13 protein-coding genes are annotated in these 17983 nt (G+C 64.2%); 9 read left to right on the top strand and 4 right to left on the bottom strand.

Annotation, left to right across the window (positions count from 1 at the left end; all coding sequences use genetic code 11):
* The first annotated feature begins 111 nt into the window (after positions 1 to 111).
* Positions 112 to 2241 carry a catalase HPII gene (gene katE, locus B0G80_RS31415; RefSeq protein WP_258879240.1) on the top strand — a complete coding sequence of 710 codons (2130 nt, stop codon included), beginning with the start codon at positions 112 to 114 and terminating at the stop codon, positions 2239 to 2241.
* A gap of 75 nt (positions 2242 to 2316) precedes the next feature.
* On the opposite strand, the gene treF is transcribed toward katE, so the two are convergent.
* Complete coding sequence (treF, locus tag B0G80_RS31410; protein WP_116121802.1) at positions 2317 to 4131, bottom strand: alpha,alpha-trehalase TreF; 1815 nt, start codon at positions 4129 to 4131, stop codon at positions 2317 to 2319.
* A 262-nt stretch (positions 4132 to 4393) separates the two neighbouring features.
* Here treF and B0G80_RS31405 point away from each other — a divergent pair, with 262 nt between their 5' ends.
* The 5 genes from B0G80_RS31405 to B0G80_RS31385 all read left to right on the top strand — a co-directional run bounded on the left by B0G80_RS31405 (position 4394) and on the right by B0G80_RS31385 (position 11558).
* Entirely contained in the window at positions 4394 to 8017 is a 3624-nt protein-coding gene (locus B0G80_RS31405) for a response regulator (RefSeq protein WP_116123789.1), read from the top strand.
* An 18-nt stretch (positions 8018 to 8035) separates the two neighbouring features.
* Positions 8036 to 8881 carry a protein-glutamate O-methyltransferase CheR gene (locus tag B0G80_RS31400; RefSeq protein WP_106278236.1) on the top strand — a complete coding sequence of 282 codons (846 nt, stop codon included), beginning with the start codon at positions 8036 to 8038 and terminating at the stop codon, positions 8879 to 8881.
* A 10-nt stretch (positions 8882 to 8891) separates the two neighbouring features.
* Complete coding sequence (locus B0G80_RS31395; protein WP_116121801.1) at positions 8892 to 9506, top strand: chemotaxis protein CheB; 615 nt, start codon at positions 8892 to 8894, stop codon at positions 9504 to 9506.
* A gap of 9 nt (positions 9507 to 9515) precedes the next feature.
* A complete protein-coding gene (locus B0G80_RS31390) occupies positions 9516 to 10643 on the top strand; it encodes a hybrid sensor histidine kinase/response regulator (protein ID WP_116121800.1) in 1128 nt (375 codons plus the stop codon).
* Positions 10644 to 10739: 96 nt separating this feature from the next.
* Complete coding sequence (locus B0G80_RS31385; protein ID WP_116121799.1) at positions 10740 to 11558, top strand: helix-turn-helix transcriptional regulator; 819 nt, start codon at positions 10740 to 10742, stop codon at positions 11556 to 11558.
* Between the two features lie 108 nt (positions 11559 to 11666).
* Here the strand turns inward: B0G80_RS31385 and B0G80_RS31380 are convergent, their stop codons facing one another.
* Positions 11667 to 12608, bottom strand: a complete 942-nt coding sequence (locus B0G80_RS31380; RefSeq protein ID WP_106278230.1) for a LysR family transcriptional regulator — start codon at positions 12606 to 12608, stop codon at positions 11667 to 11669.
* A gap of 237 nt (positions 12609 to 12845) precedes the next feature.
* On the opposite strand from B0G80_RS31380, the gene B0G80_RS31375 reads away from it, so the two are divergent.
* Genes B0G80_RS31375 through B0G80_RS31365 form a run of 3 tightly spaced genes read left to right on the top strand, consistent with a single transcriptional unit; the run spans position 12846 to position 15878 of the window.
* Positions 12846 to 14045 (top strand): amino acid aminotransferase, encoded by a 1200-nt coding sequence (locus B0G80_RS31375; RefSeq protein WP_116121798.1) that lies wholly within the window; start codon positions 12846 to 12848, stop codon positions 14043 to 14045.
* Positions 14046 to 14098: 53 nt separating this feature from the next.
* Positions 14099 to 14890: a class II aldolase/adducin family protein gene (locus tag B0G80_RS31370; RefSeq protein ID WP_116121797.1), complete on the top strand. Its 792-nt coding sequence runs from the start codon at positions 14099 to 14101 to the stop codon at positions 14888 to 14890.
* Positions 14891 to 14894: 4 nt separating this feature from the next.
* A complete protein-coding gene (locus tag B0G80_RS31365) occupies positions 14895 to 15878 on the top strand; it encodes a 2-dehydropantoate 2-reductase (RefSeq protein WP_116121796.1) in 984 nt (327 codons plus the stop codon).
* Positions 15879 to 15935: 57 nt separating this feature from the next.
* Here B0G80_RS31365 and B0G80_RS31360 read toward each other — a convergent pair whose 3' ends face one another.
* A complete protein-coding gene (locus B0G80_RS31360) occupies positions 15936 to 16127 on the bottom strand; it encodes a hypothetical protein (protein WP_116121795.1) in 192 nt (63 codons plus the stop codon).
* An 18-nt stretch (positions 16128 to 16145) separates the two neighbouring features.
* Positions 16146 to 17897: an FAD-dependent oxidoreductase gene (locus tag B0G80_RS31355; protein ID WP_116121794.1), complete on the bottom strand. Its 1752-nt coding sequence runs from the start codon at positions 17895 to 17897 to the stop codon at positions 16146 to 16148.
* Positions 17898 to 17983: the final 86 nt, after the last annotated feature.

The following is a 17983-nucleotide window of genomic DNA, read 5'->3' as shown; positions in this document are numbered from 1 at the left end:
TATCGGCAAGCGTGACTAGCCGCGCGCCTGCGCGGGTATATCGATTGCTGCTCTGTCTCGTTGCGTCAGACCGGATTTCCCCACCGGCACGCCCCCGAACGCAAGGAGCAGATTCTCATGGCAGGTAAAACGAATACGCAGAAGCCCGCAGCGAAGGACGCGCAGGCGGCTAACCCGCAAGTGGATCCGAAATCGAAGGATCTCGAACAGTTTCGAGTCAGCCCGGAAGGCCAGGCGCTGAGGACCAATCAGGGCGTCAAGATTTCCGACAATCAGAACAGCCTGCGCGCCGGTCCCCGCGGCCCCTCGCTGCTCGAAGACTTCATCATGCGTGAGAAGATCACGCACTTCGACCACGAACGCATACCCGAGCGCATCGTGCATGCGCGCGGCTCGGCAGCGCATGGCGTGTTTCAGGTCTACGAGTCGATGAAGGAGTACACCAAGGCTGCATTCCTGCAGGACCCCGCTGTCCAGACGCCGGTCTATGTGCGCTTTTCCACGGTGCAAGGCCCGCGCGGTTCCGCCGATACGGTGCGCGACGTGCGCGGTTTCGCCGTGAAGTTCTATACGCAGGAAGGCAACTACGATCTGGTCGGCAACAACATGCCGGTGTTTTTCATTCAGGACGCCATCAAGTTTCCCGACTTCGTGCACGCCGTCAAACCGGAAGCCCCGAACGAAATGCCAACCGGCGGCTCCGCGCACGACACCTTCTGGGACTTCGTTTCGCTGGTGCCCGAGTCCGCGCATATGGTGCTGTGGACCATGTCGGACCGCGCGATTCCGCGCAGCCTGCGCACCATGGAAGGCTTCGGCATTCACACCTTCCGTTTCGTGAATGCGCAAGGCAAGGGACGCTTCGTCAAATTCCACTGGCGCCCGGTGCTGGGCTCGTATTCGCTGCTGTGGGACGAAGCGCAGAAACTGGCCGGCAAGGATCCGGACTTTCATCGGCGCGATCTGTGGGAGTCGATCGAAGCGGGCAACTTCCCTGAGTTCGAACTGGGCGTGCAGATCATTGAAGAAGCCGACGAGCACAAATTCGATTTCGATTTGCTCGATCCGACCAAGCTGATTCCGGAAGAACTCGTGCCGGTCAAGATCATCGGCAAGATGACGCTCAATCGCAACCCGGATAACTTCTTCGCCGAGACCGAACAGGTGGCGTTCCATCCGGGCCATATCGTGCCGGGCATCGACTTCTCAAACGATCCCCTGTTGCAAGGTCGTTTGTTCTCGTACACGGATACGCAGATCAGCCGGCTGGGCGGCCCGAACTTTCACGAGATTCCGATCAACCGGCCGGTGTGCCCGTTCAACAACAACCAGCGCGACGCGATGCACCGCCAGGCGATCAATGTCGGCCAGGCTTCGTATGAGCCGAATTCGCTGAGCGGCGGCTGGCCGAAGGAAACCGATCCGGCGCCGTCCGACGGCGGCTTCGAAAGCTATCAGGAGCGCGTGGAAGGCACCAAGATCCGTGTGCGCAGCGAATCGTTCGCCGATCATTTCTCGCAGGCCGCGCTGTTCTATAACAGCATGTCGCAGCCTGAGAAAGACCACATCGCCGCGGCCTATCAATTCGAACTCGGCAAAGTGACGAAGCCGGAAATTCGTGCGCGCGTGGTGAATGAGATTCTCGCCAACTTCGACGCGGGACTCGCGGCGCAGGTGGCCGAAGGCCTCGGTTTGCCGGCACCGAAGAAAGGCACGGCGAAGCTGACCGGGCCCAAGGAATCGCCGGCGCTGAGCCTGCTCAACCGGGTGCGGCCGGGCATCAAGACCCGCAAGATCGCGCTGCTGGCCGCGCCGGGTTCCGACGGCGCCGCCATCAAGGAGTTGCAGAAGGCGCTGCAGGGCGAAGGCGCGGTGCCCATGCTGATCGCGCCAACGCTTGCCGCGATCGACGGCATGGCGCCGGACGCCACGATTGCCGGCTTGCCGTCGATCATGTTCGACGCGGTGATCGTGGTGGGCGGCGACAAGGGTGCGAAGACGCTGGCCGGATCGGGCGACGCGCGGCATTTCGTGCTCGAGGCGTTCAAGCATCTGAAGGCGATCGCGGCGATCGGCGCGGGCCGTGACGTGCTCGCTGCCGCGCACTTGCCCGACCATGCCGACGGCGTCGCAACCGGCGACGACAAGCAGGCCGCCGACGTGCTGAAGGCCTTCATCAAGGCGGCCGAGCAGCATCGCGTGTGGTCACGGGCGAAGCAGGCCGAGACCGTGCCGGCTTGAGCGTGCGGTGAGCCGTCAAAAGACCTGGCTGGTTTGCACTGGCCAGGTCTTTTTTATTGCAGCGTAAAGAGCGCGTCAAGGATTCACCCGCGCGCCATGCAGCCGATGCGTATTCTTCGGCGCGGCGGCAGCGGAAGCCGCGGCCGCCGACACGCCCGCCGGACCTTCGGGGATATCGTTTGGACGCGACGCCTGCACCGTCTGCGGATACAGCACGAGCAACGCGCGCAGCACGCCGTTGGTCCAGCCGAAGCCATCCTGCAGCGGATACTCGCCACCGCCGGCCGAGACGCCTGGCGTGGCTGCGTCGATATCGTATTTTTCGACGAGCTTGCCCGTGTGCTGGTAGTACGACACATTGGTCCTGATCCAGCGAGTCGCGATGGTTTGCGCGAGCGCCATTTCGCTATAGCGCCGCAGGCCGATCACCGCCAGATACTGCAACGGCGCCCAGCCATTCGGCGCGTCCCACTGCTGGCCCGTCGCCGTTTGCGTGGTGGCGAGCCCACCCGGGCGCAGCAATTCGCGCTGCAATGTCGCGGCGACAGTCTTCGCCTGCTGACGGGTCGCTATGCCCGTATACAGCGGATAGACCGTCGCGGCCGTGAGCCGGTGCGTGAGCGTGTGATGCACGAAGTCGTAGTCGCCGAATGCCTGCAGTTGCGGATCCCACAGCACGCGGCGAATCGCTTCGGCGCGCGCGGCGGCGCGCTGTTCCATATTCTCCGCATGCGTGACGTCGCCGCGCAGACGATAAGCCCTGGCGAGCGTGCGTTCCAGATCGGCCAGCAGGCAATTCAGATCGACGGGCACGATTGAGGTCACGTCAACGGTGGCGAGCGTCTTGCCGTCCGCAAACCAGCGCGAACTGAAATCCCAGCCGGTTTCGCCGCCCGCTCGCAGATTGCGCCACAGATCCGCGGAATCGCGTTGCGGCGTCTGCTGCGCGGTGAGGACATCTTCGCGATACGACTCGTCGCGCGGCGTGGCGCGTTCGTCCCAATAGCGGTTGAGCAGCGTGCCGTCCGGCAGGCGCACCACGTGCCGGTTGGCGTGGCCGGCGGGCAGGCCGTCGGCGCCGTCCATCCAGTAGGCGTACTCGCGCTGCAACTCGGGCAGATACTGCGCGTAGATCGCGTCGCCATCGTTTTCGGCGACGAGCTGCACCATCTGCGCGAAGAACGGCGGTTGCGAACGGCTCAGGTAATAGGTGCGGTTGCCGTTTGGAATATGGCCGTACCGGTCGATCAGGGTTGCGAAGTTTTTCAGTTCATCGACAACCAGCGCATGTTGTCCGCTCTGTTCGAGGCCGAGCATGATGAAGTACGAGTCCCAGTAGTAGATCTCGTCGAAGCGGTCGCCCGGCACGATATACGCGTATGGCAGCGGCAGCAGCGAGGACCATGGGCTCGCGGTCGCATCCGGCTCGCGGCGCAGCACGTTCCAGAGCGTATCGATATGGCTCACCACGTCCTGATTCGGATCGGACACGTAGGCCTTGGCGGTGCGCGTGGGCAGTGTGAAGTTCCGCTTCACGAATTCGGCGAGATTGAAGTTGGGCTGTTGTTTCGCGGCGTTGTACGCCGCCACGATCCGCGCGGGCGCTGAAAGCGGCACCATGTCCGCAAAGGTCTTGCTGTCGGGATAGAGATGCGCGAGCTGCACGTCACGATAGAGCGCCGCGTATTGCTCGGACGGCGGCACGGGTACGACCGGCGAAGCCTGCGTGGGCGCCTCGACGTGCACGGTGGCGGCGACAATGCCGCCGTGCGCCACGGGCGGCTCGGCAAGCTGCGCCGCGCCGCCCAACGAGGCATGCCACATGAAGGCGGCGGCGAGGGCGATACGCCAGGGCGCGCGGGAGAAATCGGTGAAGGCGTGAGAGGGCATCGGCTACCGGAAGAAAGTGGACGGTGATCGGATGATCGAAGAGCGGATTTGCATTCCTCGCACGATTGACCCACGCGGGTCGCGCAAAGTTGCGTGAGTCCGTATCCGCCCCGCCCAGTAAGCCTAAACCCCCCGCGCGCACCTCTCAAAAACAAGCCCATCCTGTATGATTACGCGCGTCGCTTCGCGAGAGAAGGAATCACGCGAAATATCCGAAAAATATTCCGAATCGACTCGATTCGCCCCGCCGAAGACAGAAAAAATGACCGCATCCCAGGCCGTCGACCAGAATCGTTTTCGCAGCATTATTCGCCGCAATATTGCCTTGCCTCTGGGTGTCGGCCTGGTCACGATAGCCGTCTTCGTCGGACTGATTGCTTATCTGGTCTCGACCATGAACTGGGCCGAGCATTCCGAGCGCGTGATCGGCCGGGCCAATGAAATGCTGCGTCTCGCGGTCGATCGCGAATCGTCGATGCGAGGCTTCCTGATCACGGGCGACGAAACTTTCCTCACGCCGTACGAAACCGGCGGCCCGCGCTTCAAGACGCAGATCGAGGCCTTGCAGGAGATGGTCGCCGACAACCCGCCGCAAGTCGAAAAGCTCAAGCAGATCCAGGCGATCCAGGAACGCTGGAGCCGTTTTGCCGAAGAGATGATCGACGCGCGCCGTCGCAATCAGAACGTCGAGGGCGCTGTCGCGAGCGGGCGCGGCAAAATCGAATTTGACGAAACGCGCCGTGAATTCGGCGATTTTCTCGACGTCGAGTTGCGCCTGCGTCAGGAGCGCAGCGAAGCCACGCGCCGCGTCACCACCACGCTGGTGGGCGTGTTCCTGCTGTTCAGCCTGGGCGTGAGCGGCCTGCTCGCATGGATGGGCCGCCGCGAATTGATGAGCCTGTCGACCACCTATGACGGCGTGCTGCGCCAGCAGGCCGAACAGACCGATATGCTGCAGGAGCAGGTGTGGCTGCGCTCCGGGCAGCGCCTCCTCGCTGAGAAGGTGGTCGGGCAGACTACCTCGCCGCTGGTCGGCCGCGCGATGCTCGACTTTCTCGCGCAATATCTGGACGCTGTCGTGGCCGCGCTCTATGTACGCGATAAACAACACGGCACGCTGCGGCGGATCGCGACCTACGGTTTTAGCCGCGACAACGAGCAGGCCGCCGCGCGCAATTTCGCCGAAGGCGAGACCCTGATCGGTCAGGCGGCTTTGGCGCGCCGCACGCTGGTCTTGCGCGACGTGCCGGCGGATTACGTGCAGGTGATGTCCGCGACCGGTAAGAGCGCGCCGAAGAACCTGCTCATCATGCCGATCGAAAACGACGGCCAGGTCAACGGCGTCGTCGAACTGGGTTTCATTCGCGAGCTGGGCGTGCGCGATCAGGAGTTCATGGAACTGATCGCGAAGAGCATGGGCGACTTCGTCGAAGCCGCGTTGTATCGCGAGCGTCTGCAGGACGCGTTGGCCGAAACGCAGCAGTTGAACGAAGAACTGCAGGTGCAGCAGGAGGAATTGCGCGTCTCCAATGAAGGACTCGAAGAGCGCGGCCGCGCGCTGATGGAATCGCAGGCGCGTCTGGAAGCGCAGCAAGCGGAACTCGAACAGACCAATGTGCAACTCGAAGAATACGCACAGCGTCTCGAGCGGCAGAAGTCCGATCTTTTGCGCGCGCAGGACGATCTCGCGGCCAACGCGGCGCGCCTCGAACAGTCGAGCCGCTACAAGTCCGAGTTCCTCGCCAACATGTCGCACGAACTGCGCACGCCGCTGAACAGTTCGCTGATTCTCGCCAAGCTGTTGCAGCAGAACCGTACCGGCAATCTGACGGAAGAGCAGGTGCGTTACGCGGACACGATCCACGCGTCGAACAGCGACCTGCTGGTGCTGATCAACGACATTCTCGATCTGTCGAAGGTCGAAGCCGGGCAGGTGACGGTCGAACTCGAAACCGTGTCGATCGACGCGACCCTGCAGGCGCTCGAGGAAACGTTCAAGCCATTGGCCGGCGCCAGGCATTTGAGCCTGACATTCGAGCGCTTGCCGGGCACGCCGGATACCTTCATCACCGACGGCCAGCGCGTCACGCAGATTCTGCGCAACCTCCTTTCGAACGCGGTGAAATTCACCGAACGCGGCGAGGTGGCGCTGTCCGTCGCGCCGGCCGAAGGCGGCATGCTGCGCATCGACGTGCGCGACTCCGGCATCGGCATCGCCGCCGACAAGCTGGACATGATCTTCGAGGCGTTCCAGCAGGCCGACGGTTCCACCAGCCGTCAATACGGCGGCAGCGGTCTCGGTCTGTCGATTTCGCGCGAGTTTTCGCGCTTGCTGGGCGGCCGGATCACTGTTGCCAGCGAAGTCGGCAAGGGCAGTGTGTTCACGCTGTGGTTGCCGCTCGATGCGGAGGCGGCGCTGAACGCGAGTCAGGACGCGCACCACGCGACGGCGCCGGCGTTTGCATCGGCTCAGACATCGGCACATACGTCGGCACAGACAGCGGCCGGCGCGCCGGCTGTGGCCGAGCCGCTGCTGGCACGCCCATCTGCAGGCGGCAGCCAGCCCGGCGTGATCACGCCAGCCAACGGCCTGATCAACGGCTCAACCAGCGCTTCAACCAACGGCTTAACCAACGGCTTAGCCAGCGGCAACTCGTCCGAAACCACACACAACCCGATTGCCGACGACCGCGACAACCGCACGCGTGCCGGCCGTCTTATCGTCGCCGTGGAAGACGATCTCGCCTTCGCCGAAATCCTGCGCGATCTGACCCACGAACTCGACTTCGACTTTGTCCATGCGAGCAGTGCGGCCAGCGGTCTCGCCCTCGTGCGCGACATGCGCCCGGCCGCTGTGCTGCTCGACGTCGGCTTGCCGGACCGTTCCGGCCTGACCGTGCTGGAGTGGCTGAAGAACGATCCGCTCACGCGTCACATTCCCATCCATATCGTCTCGGCTACCGATCACGCCGACAAGGCGCTGCACCTCGGCGCGATCGGCTACACGCTCAAGCCGACCGCGCGCAGCACGATGGAAGCCGCGATCCGCCGCCTCGAAGCGCGTCTGCAGCAGCGCCTCAAACGCGTGCTCGTGATCGAGGACGACACGCCGATGCGCGAAAGCATCCGCGCATTGCTGCAAAGCGAAAACACCGAGATCGTTGCAGTCGCAACCTTGGCGGAGGCATTGGAATATCTGGCGAAGTTCAGCTTCGACTGCGTGGTGACCGATCTCGCGCTGCCCGACGGCACCGGCTACGATCTGCTCGAACGGCTCGCCGCGAACACCGCGCATGCCGCGCTGCCGGTGATCGTCTACACGGGCCGCATGCTGTCCGACGAGGAAGAGCATCGTCTGCGCCGCTATTCGAAATCGATCATCATCAAGGGCGCGAAGTCGCCCGAGCGCCTGCTCGACGAAGTGACGCTGTTCCTGCACAGCGTGGAGTCGTCGCTCGCGCCCGAGCAGCAGCGCATGCTGCGCACGGTGCGTCAGCGCGACAATGCCTTCGAGGGCCGCACGATCCTGCTGGCCGAAGACGACGTCCGCAATATTTTCGCGCTCTCGCACGTGCTGGAGCCGCTCGGTGCGAAACTGCAGATAGCGCGCAACGGCCGTGAAGCGCTCGAAGCGCTGGAAAACGGCCCTGAAGTGCATCTGATCCTGATGGACATCATGATGCCGGAGATGGACGGGCTGACCGCGATGGGCGAGATTCGCCGCAATCCGCGCTTTGCGCATCTGCCGATCATCGCGCTGACGGCGAAGGCCATGGCGAACGACCGCACGCGCTGCCTCGAAGCCGGCGCGGACGACTACGTCTCGAAGCCGATCGACGTGGACAAGCTGGTCGCATTGTGCCGTGTCTGGTTGCGCCAACGGTAGAAGGAACACAGGAACACGATGAGTCAGTCCGAATTCGACGCACCGCAACGCATGAGCGACTTCGACATCGAATTGAAGCTGCTGCTGGAGGCGGTCTACCTCAAGTATCAGCACGACTTCCGCCACTACGCGATGTCGTCGCTGCGCCGCCGCCTGTCGCAGGCGCTCGAGGAATTCGGACTGAAGACGCTGTCGCAGCTGCAGGACCGCATCATGCGCAACGGCGACGAGTTCTCGCGGCTGTTCCAGTACCTCACGGTGCAGGTCAGCGAGATGTTTCGCGATCCGGCGTATTTCCTCGCGCTGCGCGAACACGTGCTGCCGCGTCTGCGCACCTATCCGTCGATCAAGGTGTGGGTGGCGGGGTGCAGCACGGGCGAGGAACTCTGGTCGCTGAAAATTCTCTTCGACGAGGAGGGGCTGACCGAACGCACGCTGTTCTACGCGACCGACATCAACCCGGACGCGCTCGCGCGCGCCGAGTCCGGCATCTATGCGCTGGACCGGATTCAGGGCTTCACGCAAAACTATCTGGCGGCCGGTGGCAAGCGTTCGCTGTCCGACTACTATCATGCGGCGTATGGCGGTGCGCGCTTTGCGGGCTCGCTGAAAGAGCGCGTGGTGTTCGCCGACCACAGCCTGTCCACCGACGAAGTCTTTCTCGAAGCGCACCTGGTGTCGTGCCGCAACGTGCTGATCTATTTCGACCGCGGCTTGCAGGATCGCGCGCTCGGTCTGTTCGAAAACGCGCTGGTGCGGCGCGGATTTCTCGGTTTGGGCAGCAAGGAAAGTTTGCGGTTTTCCAGCCACTACGAAGCGTTCGACGAATTCCGTCCGAGCGAACGCATTTACCAGAAGCGCTAGCACGCTCACCATGCCACGCTCAACTGTCCAGCCAAATGTCGATGCCGAAGCGGCGCGCGGCTACGAGCTCGTCGTGATCGGCGGCTCGGCGGGCGGCATCGAAGTGCTGAACGTGCTGCTCAGCGCACTGCCCGCGGGCTTTGCGCCGGCCGTGATGATCGTCACGCACCTGCCGCCCGATCTGCGCAGCTATCTGGTGGATGCGTTCGCGCACCGCTGCGCGTTGCCGGTGCTCGAGCCCGATGCGGGCGAGCGCATCATGCCGGGGCGCGTGCACATCGCGCCGCCGGGCTATCACATGCTGGTGGAGGTGGACCGCACCGTCGCGCTATCGACCGACGCCGCCGTGCGCTTTTCGCGTCCCTCGATCGACGTGCTGTTCGAATCGGCCGCCGCCGTATATGGCGAACGCCTGCTCGCGCTCCTGCTGTCCGGCGCCAACGACGACGGCGCGCACGGCCTGAAGCGCGTGCGCGCGTTGGGCGGCACGAGCTGGGTGCAGGCGCCCGACACCGCTGTTTCCCCCGAAATGCCGCGCGCCGCAATTGAACGCGGCGCGGCGGATTTTGTCTACACTCCCGAAACCATGGCCCGGCGGCTTGCTGCATTGCCGGCCTCTTTCTGACGCGATGCCATGACGAACTCACCCGTGAACATTCTGATCGTCGACGACATCGTTCACAACATCACGGCGCTCGAAGCTTTGCTGGCCCGGCCGGATCTCGCAGTGCTGGTGGCCGACTCGGGCACGGCGGCGCTCGACCTGCTGCTCAAGCACGAAGTCGCGCTGGCGATTCTCGACGTCAACATGCCTGGCATGAACGGCTTCGAACTGGCTGCGCTGATGCGTGGCAGCCCGCGCACCTCGCACGTGCCGATCATCTTTCTGACGGCAACCGCGCAGGACGCGTCGCGCACGTTCCGCGGCTATGAGGCGGGCGCGGTCGACTTTCTCTACAAGCCATTCGATCCGCGGATTCTGCAATCCAAGGTCGACGTGTTCGTGCAGCTCGAACAGCAGAAGCGTCAGCTCGCGGCGCAACTCGTCACCACGCGGCAAATGCTCGAAGCCAACGAAATGCTGATGGCCGTGCTCAGTCACGATCTGCGCACGCCGCTCGGCGCGGTGCTGGCGTCGGCGGAGTATCTGATGCGCACGGCGGCCGACGAACAGTCGGCGACGGTGGCCGCGCGCGTGAAGAACAGTTCGCTGCGGATGGCGCGCATGGTCGACCAGTTGCTCAATCTCGCGCGTTTGCAAGGCGGGCGCCTGCCGCTGCAGCCGCGTTCGATCGAACTCGCGACGCTGTGCCGTTCGGTGATCGACGAATTCGCGTCGCGCGAGAACGGCAAGCAGATCGTGTTCGCGAGCCGCGGCAATACGTCGGGCGCGTGGGACACCGACCTCGTCTGGCAAGCCGTGTCGAATCTGGTGAGCAATGCGCTGCATCATGGCGCGCCGGGCGGCGATATCGGCGTCGAGGTGGATGGCGAGGCGGTCGAGTGCGTGCGTCTGAAAGTCGCCAATCGCGGCACGATTCCGGCCGAGGTGTTTCCGCATCTGTTCAAGGCGTTCGGCCCGAACAACAGCGGTGCGCGCTCGCGCGAAGGGTTGGGTTTGGGCCTGCATATCGTGCAGGAAATCGCGCGCATGCACAGCGGCAGCGTCAGCGTGAACTCCGACGAAGCCGTGGGCACGGTCTTTACGATCGAGTTGCCGCGAATGGTGACGTTCCAGCGCGGATCGTTTACGGGGAAGTAACGGCGCGGCGCTGCGCCATTAGTGAAGAATGTGCCGCATGTGCCGCTGTGCTACGCTTGCCGAACCGAACTACCGCACGGCGACCGGACTTCCATCATGCGTTCATGGCGCATTTCTCCACCGCATCGCAACGAACAGATCAGCATTTCGCGCGCAAGCGAGCTGGTCATGTCGATTTCGCATGCGGATGCCGACGCGCTCGCGGCCAGCATTTTAAAGACCGTCGGCGATACGCTGCCGGTTTCGCAGTGCACCATCTTCGCCTATGAATTCGACGCGAGGCCGCGCACGGTTTCCGCCGCCGATCATCGCGGCGGCCGCTTTCTGCGCGACGTCGCCGATCGCTATGCTACGCATTTCTATGCGCTCGACGGCAATCGCGCGATCATCGGGCAGCCGCACGACAAACCGGCGCGCGACGCGCTGGTGCTGCATCAGCAGCAAAGCGAAGAGATCGAAAACGAAGCGTATCGCGCGGCCTGTTATGCGCAGCCGAACGTGTCCGACCGGCTGTCGCTGCTCGTGCAGCCCATGGAAAGCGTCTGGCTGTCGATCAATCTGTATCGCGACCGCGCCTATGGCGTGTTTCAGCCGGGCGAACTGGAACGCGTGGAAAGTCTCGCGCCCTTGTTCGCGCACGCGGCGAAGGGCCATTACGCGTTGAATGGACAACATCAGCAGGGCTCGGCGGCGGCGATGCTGGCGCGGGTCAGGCGCGCTTGCCCTGCGCTCACGTCGCGCGAACTCGACGTGCTGCGTGGCACGCTAGCAGGCGCCAGCGCTGTTGAAATCGCGGTGCAGATGGGCGTCAAGCCAGCGAGCGTGATTACCTATCAGAAGCGCGCTTACGCGCGGCTCGGCATCTCGAGCCAGAGACAGTTGTTCTCGTTGTGCATGACGCCCGAACTGGCTTGATCCTGAAACGGAGCGCGGCCGGCTTGCGCGTTTTACGTTAAGCCGGTGGGGCGGACACTGTCTCTTGAGCGCAACCACCTCGCAGCGCAGCTACCACGCAGCTACCAATTACGCACGCTTGCCGCGTGCCTCCGCCTGCGTCTCGCGATCCCAGCGCTTTAACCACGGCATGATGAAGTCCGCGAAACCGTCGGCGGGCGGCGACAGCGCGCGTTCCGTCGAGCGATACACGCACACCTCGCGGATCGTTTCGGGATCGACGATACGCTTCATCACCAGCCCGAAGGTGCGCGCCAACGGCGCGACGTAGGCGGGCGCGAGCGTGATGGCCAGTCCTTGCGAGGCGAGGCCGAACGCCGTGGTGACGTTGTCCACCACGTCCACGGGAATGATGCGGGCTTCCGCCGGCAGATTGGCCAGCATTTGCCCGACGGCGCGTTCGTGGTCTCGGCCGGTGGCGACGATCGGCACGCCGCGCAAATGCGGCCACTGCACGCGGCGGCGCGCGTTCAACGGATGAGTCGGCGCGCACCACATGACCCACGGACTCGCGAACGCCGGATCGCAACGCACGCGCGTGCCGCTTTGCCGGTCGGGTCCGATCGCGAGATCCACGTCGCCGCTTTCCACGCGCTCCACCAACTGCTCGACCACGGTATCGCAAATGCGCACGACCACCTTCGGCTTGTCGCGCGCATATTCGGCGATGGCCGCGGGCAGCGCGGTCGCCGCCAGCACCAGCGGCGCGCCGATCCGCACGATGCCGGCGGCGCGGTTGCGGATATCGTCGGCGGATTGCGCGGCGGCGCGCACGTGCCGCAGCACCGATTCCGCCGACGCCAGAAAATCCTGCCCGGCGCTCGACAGATTCACGCGCCGCGTGGTGCGGTCGAACAGGCGGAAGCCGAGTTCCGTTTCGAGGTCGGCGAGCAACTGGCTGACCGCCGACGAAGTCAGGCCGAGCCGGTCCGCCGCCGCGCCGATGCTATGCAGATCGACGATGGCGAGAAACGCTTCAAACTGACGGAGGGTGACGCGCGTGAGTGGCATGAGGCGATTCTAAAGAAAAACTAACGAATCGTGAAAAATCGATTGATTGTGCCGCGTGCCGCATGCGCGGAAACTTGTGCCAATCGACGCACCCGGCCAAACCCGCTTAGACTCCCGTCTCGCCAGTCTGAGTCAGGCCGGTTCACGTGGGCTGTCGTTTTGCCACACGCGCGCCACGCGCCCGCCATACCAAGCGCCACACCGAGACCGCGCCGCGGCCCCATTCAAGGAATTGCCATGTTCGACCACATTCCCGCTTATCCAGGCGACCCGATTCTGAGCCTGAACGAAGACTTCCAACTCGACCCGCGCACCAACAAAGTCAATCTGAGCATCGGCATCTATTTCGACGACGCCGGCAAGCTGCCGGTCATGAGCGCCGTGCGCCGCGCCGAAACCGCGCTGCTCGATTCGATCGGCCCGCGCTCCTATCTGCCGATGGCCGGCCTGCCGCTCTATCGCGATACGGCTCAGGCACTCGTATTCGGCGCGGACAGCGAGGCGCGCAAGGCGGGGCGGATCGCGACGCTGCAAACCATCGGCGGCTCGGGCGCGCTCAAGGTGGGCGCTGATTTCCTGAAACGTTATTTCCCCGGCTCGCAGATCTGGATCAGCGACCCGAGCTGGGAAAACCATCGCGTCGTGTTCGAAGGCGCGGGGCTGACGGTCAACACTTATCCGTATTACGACGAACACACCGGCGGCTTGCGTTTCGCCGACATGATCGAAACGATCGGCCGCTTGCCGGAACAGAGCGTCGTGCTGCTGCACGCGTGCTGCCACAACCCGACGGGCGTCGATCTGAGCCCGGCGCAATGGGCCGAGCTGGTGCCGGTCTTGCAGCGTCGCAAGCTGATCGCATTTGTCGATATGGCTTATCAGGGTTTCGGCGCCGGTCTCGAAGAAGACGCGGCTTGCGTGCGTCTGCTGGCCGACGCGGGGATACCGTTGATCGCCGCCAATTCGTTCTCGAAGAATTTCTCGCTGTATGGCGAGCGGGTCGGCGCGTTGAGCGTGGTCTGCAAGAGCGCGGAAGAGGCCGGCCGCGTGCTGGGCCAATTGATGTCGACGGTGCGCGCGAACTACAGCAACCCGCCGACGCACGGCGCGCGGCTCGTCGCCAACGTGCTCGCGGATGCGTCGTTGCGCGCTTCGTGGGAAGCGGAACTCGCCACCATGCGCGAACGAATTCTCGCCATGCGCGGCACGATACACGCCGGACTCGCGGGCCGTGTGGATGAAGTGATGCGCGCGCGCTACCTCGCACAGCGCGGCATGTTCACCTATACGGGCTTGAGCGAACGCCAGGTGGAGCGTCTGCGCAGCGAATACGCGGTGTATGTGCTGCGCTCCGGGCGCATGTGCGTGGCCGGTCTGAACGAACGCAACGCGGAGTATGTGGCGGCGTCGATCGCGGCCGTGGTGTCGGGCGCGTAAGCACGGCTTTTCGAGCAACAGAACGATAACAGCGGTCGACAAGGGAGACCCACATGACCACCCTCGATATACCAGCGCCGACGGCGCCGAAGGCCCAAGCGATGCATCCGGACGAATGGCACGCGCGCGTGCAGCTTGCCGCGTGCTACCGGATCTTCGACATGCTCGGCTGGACCGAGATGATCTACAACCACATCACGCTGCGCATTCCCGCCAGCGTGAGCGGCGGCGAGCGGCAGTTCCTGATCAATCCGTTCGGGCTGCACTATAGCGAAGTGACCGCGAGCAATCTCGTGAAGATCGACGCACAGGGTCGCGTGCTCGATCACTCGCCGTATCCGGTGAATCCGGCCGGCTTCGTCGTGCATGCGGCGATTCACGAAGGCTTGCCCGACGCCCACTGCGTGATGCACACGCACACCACGGCGGGCGTCGCCGTGGCCTGTCTGGAAGACGGTCTGCAGCAGACCAACTTCTACAGCGCGCAACTGCACGACCGCATTGCGTATCACGACTTCGAGGGCATCACCGTGCACGCGGAAGAAGGTCCGCGTCTGCTGGAGCACATCGGCAACCGGCAGGCGGTGATCTTGCGCAACCATGGGCTGCTTGCGTGGGGCCACACCTTGCCGCAAACTTTCGCGGTTCTGTGGACGCTCAACCGCGCCTGCGAAATCCAGATGGCGACGTTTGCGATGGGCCGCGCGCGGCCGGTGCCGGAAGAGGTCGCGATTCGCTGCTCGCGCGACGCGCTGCAGTTCGATCCGCGTCACGGCGCGGGGCAGGACGTGTTCGACGCGTTGGTGCGGCGAGTGGACCGCATCGACGCCAGTTATAAGGATTGAAACGATGAAAGTAGCAATCTACGGCGCAGGCGCGATCGGCGGCTGGATGGGCGTGAAGCTCGCCCAGGCCGGCCACGGCGTGAGCGTGGTGGCGCGCGGCGAGACGCTGAACGCGCTGCGCGAGCACGGCTTGCGTCTGATCGAAAGCGGCGCTACGCATGCCGTGAAAGTGAACGCGAGCGAGAGGCCCGCGGACCTCGGTGTGCAGGGTCTCGTCGTGGTCGCCGTCAAGGGCCCGGCGATGGCGTCGGTGGCCGCGCGGATCGCGCCGCTGCTTGGCGCCCGGACCATCGTCTTGACCGCGATGAACGGCGTGCCCTGGTGGTTCTGCGACGGACTCGGCGCGGACTTCGCCGGCAAGCGCCTGAAGTCGATCGATCCGGACGGCACGATTGCCGCCGCGATTCCGAGTGCGCAGACGGTGGGCTGCGTGGTGCACGCCAGTTGCCTCGTCGAAGCGCCGGGCGTCATCCGGCATCATCAGGGTAACGGGCTGATTATCGGCGAGGCGTCGGGACAGGCGAGCGAGCGTGTCGCGGCGCTCACGGCCAAGCTCGCGGCGGCCGGCTTCAATGCGTCGGCGTCCGCGCAGATTCAGCGCGACGTCTGGTACAAGCTGTGGGGCAATATGACGATGAATCCGATCAGCGCGATCACCGGCGCCACCACCGACCGGATTCTCAGCGACGAGCTGGCGCGCAACTTCGTCACGAGCATCATGCTGGAGGCCAAGGAAATCGGCGCGCGCTTCGGCATTCCGATCGATCAGGAGCCGGCGGATCGCCACGAGGTCACACTGAAACTCGGCGCGATGAAAACCTCGATGCTGCAGGACGTGCAGGCGGGTAAAGCAGTCGAACTCGACGCGCTGGTGGCCGCGGTGCGCGAACTGGGACAACTGACAGGCGTCGCTACGCCGTATACGGATGCGTTGCTCGGTCTCGCGCGCCTGCATGCGAGCACACTGGGTTTGTATCCGAAGCAGTAACACTTTCGTCGAGGAAAAGCCGCCGCGCCCTGTCAGGCGCGGCGGCTTTTTTACGCTTTATGCCGTCACCGCAGTCGAAACCGGCAGCCGTGCCGCTTCGATCAGCGACAACGCGCGCTGCGGGTTGTCGAGTTCGGTCAGGCACAGCATCGCGAGGCGGGCCAGATATAGCGGCGCCTGCGCTTCGCCTTCGTTCGTGAGGGTTTTGCAGAGCGTCGTGTAGACGAGGTCGAGATCGCTATCGGTCATGATGTTTGTCTCCTTGTATCAGATCGTCAGCGCCGCGCCGATGGCGCGCTGCGTGGCTGCTGCGCTGCCGTCGCGCCAGCGGGCGAGTACATGGCCGTCGGGCCGAACCAGATAGACCGTGCCGGGCGTGGCGTCGAGCATGTCGTGCAGACGGCCGGTGTGATCGACTACGTTTGAGCTCGCGACGTTTTGCGTGTCGTTCTTGACCAGCTTGACGGTTTTGAACGGGATACGTTGTTCGGCCAACGTGTCTTGCAACTGCTGCCACGCTGTGTCTTGCGTGGAGTCGTCGTTCGCATCTGCACCGAAGCGTAATGCAGTGAAGCATGGCCCGAGCAGATCCGTCAGATGGATATCGACAGAGACGCCTTTATCCTCACGTTTGAGTCTGCATTCCGGAAGCACCGTACCGGGCGCCGGCCCTTGCGCGAAAGCGTTGCTCGCTTCACCCGCGGTTTCGTTCAGCGGCGACTGCGCGTAGGCAATCGCATGCGTCTGCCGCGGATTGATCAACGGGCGCACCGCCGCATGATGCTCGGCGAGACCGAGCACGGCCTGGCGCATCAGGTCGAAAGCAAACGAGGGCGGCGCCATGAACTCCGTGCTCTTCATGCCGTAGCTCAGGTTCTCGCGCGCGGCGAACACGCGCTCGTCGCTGTAGCTGTCCAGCAGACGCGGCGACGCCACGCCGTTCACCACGCAGGCCAGTTTCCAGCCAAGGTTGTCCGCGTCGTCGATACCCGAATTGGCGCCGCGCACGCCGAAAATCGGCACGAGATGCGCGGCGTCGCCCGCGAACAGCACCGCGCCATGCCGGTAGCGTTCCAGCGTCAACGCGTTGGCCTTGTAGACGGTGATCCAGATCGGCGACCATGCGCCGGTTTCGCCCATCGAATCGAGCACGCTCTGCACGCGCGGCATGACGTTCTCGGGCTGCACGGCGGCGTCCGGGTCTTCGTCGTCGCGAAGCTGATAGTCGATGCGCCAGACGTTGTCGGGCTGCTTGTGCACCAGCACGGTCGAGCCGGGATTGGACGGCGGATCGAAATAGGCGAGGCGTTCGGTGGCGCGCGCGCTGGCCAGTTCGATATCCACGATCACGTAGCGGCCTTCGTACGTGGTGCCGGTGAGCTTGAGGCCGAGCGCCTCGCGAATCGTGCTGCGGCCGCCGTCGCAGGCTACCACCCAGTCGGCGTCCATCATCCATGCGGTGTCGCCGGTAAGCAGGGCGAGCGTTGCGCCGGCCGTGCCTTCCAGATTCTCGCGGCCGCCTTCGGCCGCGTGTTGCTCGATGCCGGTCACGCGCGTCTGCCAGCGGATCTCGATCAGGTCGGCATGCCGTTCTACCTCGTCGAGCAGCAGCTGCTCGATCTGATATTGCGCGATGTTGATCATCGGCGGCAGCGATTGCTCGTCGTCCTGATGCATGGCGAAGCGGAACACTTCGGTGTCGCGATAGAAGCTGCGGCCGCCGGTCCACGGCAAGCCTTTTTGCAGGAAGCCTTGCACGACGCCGAGTCGCTTGAATATTTCCAGACTGCGCCGCGAGATGCAGATCGCGCGGCTGCCGGTGCAGACGCCGTCGTCGGCTTCGATCAGCACCGAGCGCACGCCCTGGCGAGCCAGCGCGAGCGCCAGCGTCATGCCCACCGGCCCGCCGCCGACAATCGCCACCGGCCGCCTGACCGGATCGCGCCCGTCGACGAGCGGTGGCGCCACGCCTTTATAGTGACGCGGCGAAAACGGATAGGGTTTGAAGGGGCGGCTCATGCGTGTCTCCTGGAGCTTCGATGCCGGAAATCGACCGCCGGGGCTGGTTAGCTCTTCGAGGCGGTGCGAATCGATAGCGAAGTATG

This window comes from Paraburkholderia sp. BL6669N2, assembly GCF_003387275.1.
Lineage (GTDB): Bacteria > Pseudomonadota > Gammaproteobacteria > Burkholderiales > Burkholderiaceae > Paraburkholderia.
This window is presented reverse-complemented; position numbering and strand designations above follow the sequence as displayed.

Coding starts and splice junctions, on each gene's coding strand:
- treF (WP_116121802.1), bottom strand. CDS start 4,131: ATGCCCTCTCACGCCTTCACCGATTTCTCCCGCGCGCCCTGGCGTATC.
- B0G80_RS31405 (WP_116123789.1), top strand. CDS start 4,394: ATGACCGCATCCCAGGCCGTCGACCAGAATCGTTTTCGCAGCATTATT.
- B0G80_RS31400 (WP_106278236.1), top strand. CDS start 8,036: ATGAGTCAGTCCGAATTCGACGCACCGCAACGCATGAGCGACTTCGAC.
- B0G80_RS31395 (WP_116121801.1), top strand. CDS start 8,892: ATGCCACGCTCAACTGTCCAGCCAAATGTCGATGCCGAAGCGGCGCGC.
- B0G80_RS31390 (WP_116121800.1), top strand. CDS start 9,516: ATGACGAACTCACCCGTGAACATTCTGATCGTCGACGACATCGTTCAC.
- B0G80_RS31385 (WP_116121799.1), top strand. CDS start 10,740: ATGCGTTCATGGCGCATTTCTCCACCGCATCGCAACGAACAGATCAGC.
- B0G80_RS31380 (WP_106278230.1), bottom strand. CDS start 12,608: ATGCCACTCACGCGCGTCACCCTCCGTCAGTTTGAAGCGTTTCTCGCC.
- B0G80_RS31375 (WP_116121798.1), top strand. CDS start 12,846: ATGTTCGACCACATTCCCGCTTATCCAGGCGACCCGATTCTGAGCCTG.
- B0G80_RS31370 (WP_116121797.1), top strand. CDS start 14,099: ATGACCACCCTCGATATACCAGCGCCGACGGCGCCGAAGGCCCAAGCG.
- B0G80_RS31365 (WP_116121796.1), top strand. CDS start 14,895: ATGAAAGTAGCAATCTACGGCGCAGGCGCGATCGGCGGCTGGATGGGC.
- B0G80_RS31360 (WP_116121795.1), bottom strand. CDS start 16,127: ATGACCGATAGCGATCTCGACCTCGTCTACACGACGCTCTGCAAAACC.
- B0G80_RS31355 (WP_116121794.1), bottom strand. CDS start 17,897: ATGAGCCGCCCCTTCAAACCCTATCCGTTTTCGCCGCGTCACTATAAA.